Annotated in this window: 4 protein-coding genes and 4 pseudogenes; 6 read left to right on the top strand and 2 right to left on the bottom strand. The window is 55.9% G+C overall.

The window, feature by feature from the left end:
* Nucleotides 1–77: pseudogene (locus CO667_RS32580) on the top strand (nitrogenase); the annotation flags it as partial.
* A gap of 88 nt (nucleotides 78–165) precedes the next feature.
* A pseudogene (hemN, locus tag CO667_RS32575) lies at nucleotides 166–1,510 on the top strand (oxygen-independent coproporphyrinogen III oxidase).
* A gap of 643 nt (nucleotides 1,511–2,153) precedes the next feature.
* Here the strand turns inward: hemN and CO667_RS32565 are convergent.
* Entirely contained in the window at nucleotides 2,154–2,732 is a 579-nt protein-coding gene (locus tag CO667_RS32565) for a hypothetical protein (protein ID WP_097622126.1), read from the bottom strand.
* Between the two features lie 130 nt (nucleotides 2,733–2,862).
* Entirely contained in the window at nucleotides 2,863–3,537 is a 675-nt protein-coding gene (locus tag CO667_RS32560; RefSeq protein ID WP_097622127.1) for a transcriptional regulator, read from the bottom strand.
* Nucleotides 3,538–3,722: 185 nt separating this feature from the next.
* Here CO667_RS32560 and CO667_RS32555 point away from each other — a divergent pair.
* The 4 genes and pseudogenes from CO667_RS32555 to CO667_RS36295 form a co-directional block, all read left to right on the top strand.
* A pseudogene (locus CO667_RS32555) lies at nucleotides 3,723–3,899 on the top strand (hypothetical protein); the annotation flags it as partial.
* 49 nt (nucleotides 3,900–3,948) lie between these two features.
* A pseudogene (locus CO667_RS32550) lies at nucleotides 3,949–4,328 on the top strand (transposase); the annotation flags it as partial.
* Between the two features lie 1,540 nt (nucleotides 4,329–5,868).
* Entirely contained in the window at nucleotides 5,869–7,593 is a 1,725-nt protein-coding gene (locus tag CO667_RS32540; protein ID WP_275593059.1) for a carbamoyltransferase, read from the top strand.
* Entirely contained in the window at nucleotides 7,521–7,772 is a 252-nt protein-coding gene (locus CO667_RS36295) for an FkbM family methyltransferase (protein WP_275593057.1), read from the top strand. Before CO667_RS32540 ends, CO667_RS36295 begins: the two co-directional genes overlap by 73 nt.
* The last annotated feature ends 283 nt before the right edge of the window (nucleotides 7,773–8,055 follow it).

Genomic DNA, 8,055 nt, shown 5'->3' with positions numbered 1-8,055 from the left:
GCGACGAGCCTGGCGATGAGCCGAAGGCGCTTTCCGAATGCGACGTCAAATCGAACATCAAGTCCATTCCGGGCGTGGCACGTGCCCAATAGGACCCAGCTTTCGAGGGAAAAAAACGTGTCAAATATTGAATGTGAACGTGACACGGACTGCAGGCGAAAGTCTGTGCGCGCACCGTCGTCGATTTTCGTTCCGAACACAAATAGCGGGGCGCAGTTGCCTTGGTATACTATCTACCCAACAATACAGGAGTTTTCTCCAGAAATCGGCGCCCACACTTATGAGCAATGGCTGAGAAGCCAGGGAACTGATGACGCTGTCTCGCTCTATCTCCACATTCCATTCTGCCGCTCGATGTGCTGGTATTGTGGTTTTCCGACTAGCATCACTCGTCGGGATACTTTGATAACCGATTATCTAGCAATGCTGCGCGAGGAAATCCGCCTGGTCGCCGAGCAAGTGCCGCAGGCACTCTCCGTGGGTGACGTGCACTTTGGCGGCGGATCCCCGACCATTATGCCATCGGCAGACTTCCTGTCGCTAATGGAACTCCTGCGCGGCCGTTTTGCGCTTGAGCGAGGCGCAACCATTGCCATTGAGGTCGACCCGCGCACGTTCACCACCGATATGGCCGAAGCCCTAGAAAGAGCCGGTGTGAATCGCGCAAGCGTCGGTGTGCAGAGCTTCGATCCCGTCGTACAAAAAGCGATCAACCGGATTCAGAGCGAGGCGCAAGTGATGACCGCCGTCGAAAACCTCCGCCTGTATGGGGTCAGGCGTATCAATTTCGATCTGATGTTCGGTTTGCCGAACCAAACCGTCCAGTCCTGTCTAGAGAGCAATGTTAGCTATTGCGATGCGTCCCGACCGTCTCGCGGTTTTCGGTTATTCCCACGTTCCATCTTTTCGAAAAAATCAGCGCTTGATTGACACCGCAGCACTGCCCGATATAGCCGCGCGAGCTGAGCAGGCCTCAGCCATGGCCGATACGTTAGTTGCAGCAGGCTATCTGCAAATCGGTCTCGACCATTTTGCTTTGCCGGATGACGAGCTTGCAATAGCACAGAGAGCTGGTCGTCTGCGCCGCAATTCGCTTGGTTACTCTGCCGAAACCTGCCCAACTGTCATCGGTTTGGGCGCGTCCGCCATCGGTCGTTGCGGCGACGGTTACGTTCAAAACGATCTCACGCAAAGCTGTTATAACCGACACATAGCATCCGGCCGCTTGGCGATCTCAAGGGGCTACCGTTTAACTACCGAGGATCGCGTAAGAGCTGCAATCATCGAACAGCTCATGTGCTACTTGGAGGCGGACATATCAGCAATCTGTACGGCCCAGGGATTTGATCAGACCCATCTAGTGAGTTCAGCTAAGCAGCTAGAGATTCTGGCTGAGGACGGGATCGTTCAGTTTGACAACGGTTTAGTCCGTGTACGGCACGAATGTCGCTCTGCCCTTCGCCATGTCGCTGCCGCGTTCGATGCTTATCTTGGCCGCCAGCCCATCTAGACTGGCAAACGGAGGGCCTTAGAGTGATCACATAATCGAGCTCGAGTTCGTCGAGATGTTAGGCAGGAGGCAAGCCCCAATTGCTCGATTTAAATCGATCGCTGAATTCGAAGTCAATGGCATGTGTCGGTCTCGATCGCGTCACAGTTCAGCTCTCGCCACTGGCAAAGAAATCCGCCGTCAGATCGTGCAAGGTCTGGCGCAGAACGGCTTCACCGGCTCGGTTGCGCGCGCCAACTTGAAGCAGGCGACACCTTCGTTCAAAGCGCCGGACCAGACGCCCGGACAGTTCAGCTTGACGTCACCAATGCGGCTTCGATTGCGCAAGCGGCGGAGACGCGCATCAAGAAACCTGCGGCAGGCTCGATGTCCACAGTGGCGATCGAGCGCGGTTAAATGCCTAGAACATGGCCTAAACACGCTTGTCGTCGATGTCGACGAAATGGGACCGTGCTTGGAACCCTAGCCGTACACAGGTGATGCTGCCGCTGGCTCCGCGAAGCACCGGCGGCAAGAACCATCAACATGCCCAGGGCGACAGGTTGCCTGACGCTGAACAATGATCCTTCGACGTGGCCTAGGAGAACGCTTTCAATGCCGTCACTTGCAATAAACCGGGCTCAACGTGTTGCACTGCGACAGGTCACCGTTCAAACCGCTCCAGCATTGTTCTCAACTGCGCGTTTTGCAGCCTTAGCTTTCTGGCTAGCTGCCCCCTGAGCACCCTGATGTCTTCGTCGAGGCTCATCTGGTCCGCAGTGTGAATTGCCGGGGCCGCGTTTGCAATCGCGGCTGATGCCTTCTTACGCGGGGCGACCTCGAGAGTTCGCACGAACTTCGTAGCATCATGCCCAGCGACGATGTCGGTACCAAGCTCGCCGAATGGAGGTGGATCAGCCGCCTCAACGATTTTGGCGTCTTGGCCGTCGACCTGATCGTGGCTGCGACGAGAGATGGCCTCCTCAGTCTCGTTCATGCCGATACCGATTCCGACTTCTTTGGAAACAACAAACTCGGTGGAAATTGCAGGAGAATGGCCGTGACGGGGAAGCCCCTCGCTTGCCGGTCGAACGGCGCTAATCAGGCTCTTCTCGGCAGGCGTTTCGGTCGGACCGGCAATAGCCAACGGGTCCGGCGTAACCTTTTGGTCCGAGCCGTTTTCTCGCTTTTGTTCGCGACCCGGTGAGATCAGTCGGGCAAGAAGTTTCCAGGGAGACGCCATCTATCTGACCTCGCGTTTTATCCCGCAAGCAGGCAGTGAGTTTTAGGTCCGGCAACAGCATTTACCGTTGCCGAATTGTTTGTCTCGATAAGAGTGTAGATACGGCCGGCTAATTGACCGGCTGCTTATATTAATCGAGCTTGAGCCGTTTGCGCAGATCTTCATTTTCAGCGCGAAGTTTTTCAGCAAGAAGCTTGCGCAGTCGCTGATTTTCTTCTTCCAACTGCAAAAGGTCTGCCATCTCATCGATCGCCGTCATCGGGGCGGCCGGCGCTGTCTGCACAGCTTTTGGAGCGCGGCGCATAGGTGCACTTTTGGCGCTCGCCGTGGCTTCGATCGCCTTTGTCTTGCGCCCTCTCCTCTTTACACCACCGGCCCCGGCCAGAGCAGCTGCTGGCTCTGCCGTAGCGTCAGCGGACGCGGTCTCGAGTGCCGCGGCTTTTTTGGCGCGCGGTTTGCGCTGTTTCTTCGGCGCATTAGGCGTTTCGACAACGGTCTGTCCATCGACATTGGTTGTCGTATTAGTCTCGTCGGCCATGCTCATCTCCTGTGTATCTGATGCAGTTGTCGACGGGCCGAGAGGCGCTGTCAACAACTGCTCGGCCTGATCTTGTTCCGGCAAAGACATTTCGCTGTCGGGTTTGCCACTCTGAGAGCTACCTGACAGAGCAGGCAATGCCTCTTCCTCTAGATCGCGCGCGACTGACTTTAGATCCACATTGCCCCAGATCGAGTTCGATCTGGTATCGAGTTTTCGCCTGCCGTTCTTGTACTCGACGGCAAAACTGCGTTGCACTTTTTTCAATATAAGAGGCCTTGGAGAATCCACGGGGTGGCTGATGTTATGCTGGAACGGCACGAATAGCGCCTACCGGACTTCCAGTCCATACCCACGGACTAGCCTGCGGCCAATTTTTTAGCCCCGCGTTATTTTTTTGAAGTTACCGCGCCTCTGCCGATTTATCGTGGCCCCCGGGGAAGCGCTCGCGCATCCGCCACCGCATCAAGGCAAGTATCGCCGCAGAGGCCTCGGAAGTACTTTCCGACGATGAAATCGTCGCTTGGCTGAAGGAAACCGGCATCAGCATTGCGCGCCGCACTGTCACAAAGCATAGGGAGGCAATGGACAGCCAGAGCTGGCTCGGGAAATTTGAACAGCTAGGATAAGTGGAATTTCTGCCTGACTTTGGCTTAGATGCCGGGAACAGGAGATACCATGACAAGACGACCGCGCCGGAACCATAGCCCGGCTTTCAAGGCGAAGGTGGCGCTTGCCGCTATCAGAGGCGAGCAGACACTGGTGGAATTGTCCCAGCAGTTCGACGTGCACGCCAATCAGATCAAGCAATGGAAAGAGCAGCTCCTTGAGGGGGCGACTGGCGTTTTCGGGGATGAAGCCAAGGCGGAACCAGCAGCCCCAACCGTCGATGTCAAAACGCTGCACGCCAAGATCGGCGAGCTGACACTGGAGAACGATTTTTTGTCCGGTGCGCTCGGCAAGGCGGGATTGCTGGGCGGAAAGAAATGATCGACCGCGAGCATAAGCTATCCGTCGTGCGCCAGGCGAAGCTTCTCGGCTTCAGCCGTGGCAGTGTCTGCCCTCCTCCGTGCAACACCGCCGCGATGTAACGTACGGCTTCAATGTCGATCGAAGGAGTGCCCATGCGGGGCCGGTCAGACTTCCTCTGGTCCGAAGCAACTCTTGAACTCGTCGCACTCCATGCAATTCGAGGCGGTACAGTGGGAAAGCCTCATCCGGCGACATCTGGGCGAAAGCGATTTGTTGGGAGGGAAATCGGACTGGGGTCAGCGGCGAAGACCGTCTTCTATATTGCACACGGCAGCGTCAGGCCGGCCGCAAACTTCTTAGTCGCAAATTCGGACTATCGAAGTCCTGACCGATATCGATACTCAGAGCCGATCCCTGAAGTCGTGAAGGAGCGGCGCACCAACCCCCGGGCTTCTCCTTCGGCTCGCGCTTCACCGACCAGATGCTGCGCACTTACGCTCGGGAAATGATGAAGCGCTTGGCCCACGTTTCGCGGCACTCGCTGCGGCAGCGCTCACCAAGACTGAACGCCGTTTCCTTGCAGCAGGCGCGGCTATCACGCTCATCGATGTGCCAAGACGAACACGCGGCTTGGCTTTGTCGGCTGAACAAGAGTAGCGAAGGAGTGTTGCTTATACGACTAGACACGAGGAGTTCGTCGGTCCGAATGTCGCAGGCGGATCTGCCTTGAACACGGCCGCCATTGAGAGAAGGATGGGGGCGCCGCCCGCTTCACCGGGGAGTCACGCCATCTTTTTTTTGGATGCATTCCATCCAAACAATCGATTTTACTGATCGAAACGGTTGCCATTAGAAGACGCTGAAGAAGCGCTTTGTAAAGCGATAATTCGGAGTTCTTAAAATGGGTCCTCGGGTGCCGTGCAGACTGTGCTGGGAAAACGGCCTGGGGCAGTCCGTCTGCTGCCTGGTCTCGATCGTTATCTTGCACTCGAAGTGATCGGCCAGAATCTTGGTCGTTGCTTCTCGACATTTCAGCGGGCTCTCAAGGGACGCACTTTGCCCCGGTCGATGCCGCCTCCTATTCGTCGAGTTTCACCGCGCGCGCTGGTCATCTTTCTACTGCTTCCCCTTAAGGAACACGCGTTTTGCACATTGAGCGCAGATTGGTTCTCACACCGTAGCCTCTGTTCAACGTGATTGATATCAATGGCGGTCTCACCGCATGGGAGCTGAGTTCGGTACTGGCGCACATGCGGTGATAGAGACCGGCGGCAGAACTCTGTTTGCTATGCCTCGGAGCCAACGCAGGCGCACTCGCCGTTGCAAGGACACGGTCTACGACCTTTGCAGCGACGACCAAACGTCGTTGATTTTCCCTTGTGGCTGTGGGGCGGAAAGATGAAGGACTGGGTAATGTGGATACGCAACGCGGCGTTACTGCCGCAAATGCTTCGGTCTGGGTTTCTGATAGCGCCGATTGTCGGCAATCTCACCGATCCGGTCACGATCTGATTTCGGCTTCGGCCCGTGAGCTCTAGCTGCACTGTCAAGCACCACCCTATGAAACTACGAAAGCCGGAGGCCAAGCCAGAGCGACCTACCTTTCGAAACGAACTGGAGAGCAACATGCTGTGTCTAGGGCTCAGTGGCGGTCTAAGCAGAGTCTACGAAAATTCGTTCGATCTACCGAACACCTTTATGCACGATGGGGCTGCGGTTCTCGTTCGCGACGGCCGAGTGATAGCGGCGGTCGAGGAGGAGCGCCTTAACCGGATCAAGCACTCCAACAAGCTACCAACACGTTCGGTTCAATATTGCCTCGCATCTGCAGGTGTTCACCTTAACGACATAGACCGCATCGCGTATTATGCGACCGAGGCCTATTGCAACGCTGTGCTCGAGCGCGTGCGCCTCTCTCACCCAAGCGCCCCAATACCGGATGCGAGGCTGTTGTTGTGTGGATTACTCGGGCAAGAATTTGGTGCCGAAATTGATCCCTCACGTGTCTCCTTCGTGAGCCACCATATGTCGCACGCCGTGAGCTCGTTTTTCATGTCGGGCTTCGAGCGAAGTCTGGTCCTCTCAATTGACGGCGGTGGGGACTTTCTTTCGGGGCTTTTGGCGGTTGGTTCCAGCACGGAGATTGAGCCACTCGTGGCATTCCCGGAGAACGATTCTCTAGGGCTGCTATACTTGGAAACGATCCGCTTCCTAGGTTATGGCGCGTTCGATGAATATAAGGTCATGGGACTCGCACCCTACGGTAATCCCGCGTCATACCGCGCGATCTTCCAACAATTCTACGAACTCCTAGACGACGGTGGTTACCGGGTCTATCTCGACCGAGTTGGTCCCACGTTGCTCAGCAACATCCAAATACGCCAGAAAGGCATGCCGTTCACGCAGCAGCATAAAGATGTGAGTGCTTCACTGCAGGAAGCACTGGAACGGATCGTGTTCCACGTCCTGCGGCATTACACCAAGGTTACCGGCATAGAACGACTGTGTTTGGCCGGAGGAGTGGCTCACAACTGCACTTTGAATGGCAAGCTGCTGTACTCGGGGATGTTTGAAGACATCTTCGTACAACCGGCTGCCCATGACGCTGGCTGCGCACTAGGCGCCGCATTGATGGCGTCTCATGATCTGGGACATCCGGCACCTCGTGAGCGTTTGCAAAACGTCTATTGGGGACCCCACCTGGGGAGCGAAGGAAGCGTGGAGGAGGAACTTGTTGCTTGGGGCCAGCATCTCGACATTGAACGCAGTGATGACGTGACAGGCAAAGCAGCGGAATGGATTGCGGATGGCGCCGTGATCGCCTGGGTGCAGGGACGTTCGGAATTCGGTCCACGGGCGCTGGGCAACCGAAGTATTCTTGCTGACCCGAGGCCGGCCTCAAACAAGGATCGAATTAATATGATGGTCAAGAAGCGGGAAGGCTACCGCCCATTTGCTCCCTCGGTATTGGAGGAGGATGCCGCGAAATTCTTTGATCTGCCAGGTACCTTGCGGGAATTTCCTTTTATGAATTTTGTAGTGTCTGTGCGCGAATCCCAGCGTAGTTCGCTAGGCGCCATAACGCACGTAGATGGTACGGCTCGTTTGCAGACGGTGTCACGCGAGACAAATCCCGCATATTGGGAGCTAATCAATGCTTTCGGGAAGCGAACCGGCGTTCCGATCTTGCTCAACGCAGCAATGGAAATGGCAGCGCTAAGGAATGGGATCTCTCGGGCTCGATACGCCGTCCCAAGAACCACCTTTCTGAGTATGCGTTGGTTCGGTTTGACCGTCCGATTTCCGTTGAGACGAGAAGGCTGGATGACTGGTGCGGCGAAGCTGGCCTAGAGAACATCGATGTCATCTGGATGGATGTGCAAGGAGCCGAGGCCGACGTTATTGCCGGGGGCAATCAGATCCTGAGCAGAACGCGCTACATATATACTGAGTATAGTGATCAGGAGCTCTATGAAGGCCAGCTCCCCTGCGCGCCATTCTTGAGCTCTTACCTTCCTTCCAGATGGTAGTTGAGTATCCCCGAGGAGTGGAGGGTGACGTGTTGCTCAGAAACACGAGCCTATAGCCGTTTCGATCTCCTTTTTTTGCAATTCATTTCCGCCGCCGGTTAGCAAAGTGAACCAATCCTCCTTCGACCTTTGCCGCTGGGCTACATCGTAGAGTCCGATGAGGCGAAATCCAACCGAGTCCTCTGGGATGATAGCGGGCTATCATCACAGTATCAATGGACCGTGTATGACACCGGCAGATCTTTAGGAGATCGATAAGGGATTCCTCGGTGTCACTCCGGTG

Origin of the sequence: Rhizobium sp. L43 (assembly GCF_002531725.1) — a bacterium.
Taxonomy (GTDB): Bacteria; Pseudomonadota; Alphaproteobacteria; order Rhizobiales; family Rhizobiaceae; genus Rhizobium.
This window is presented reverse-complemented; position numbering and strand designations above follow the sequence as displayed.

Coding starts and splice junctions, on each gene's coding strand:
- CO667_RS32540 (WP_275593059.1), top strand. CDS start 5,869: ATGCTGTGTCTAGGGCTCAGTGGCGGTCTAAGCAGAGTCTACGAAAAT.
- CO667_RS32565 (WP_097622126.1), bottom strand. CDS start 2,732: ATGGCGTCTCCCTGGAAACTTCTTGCCCGACTGATCTCACCGGGTCGC.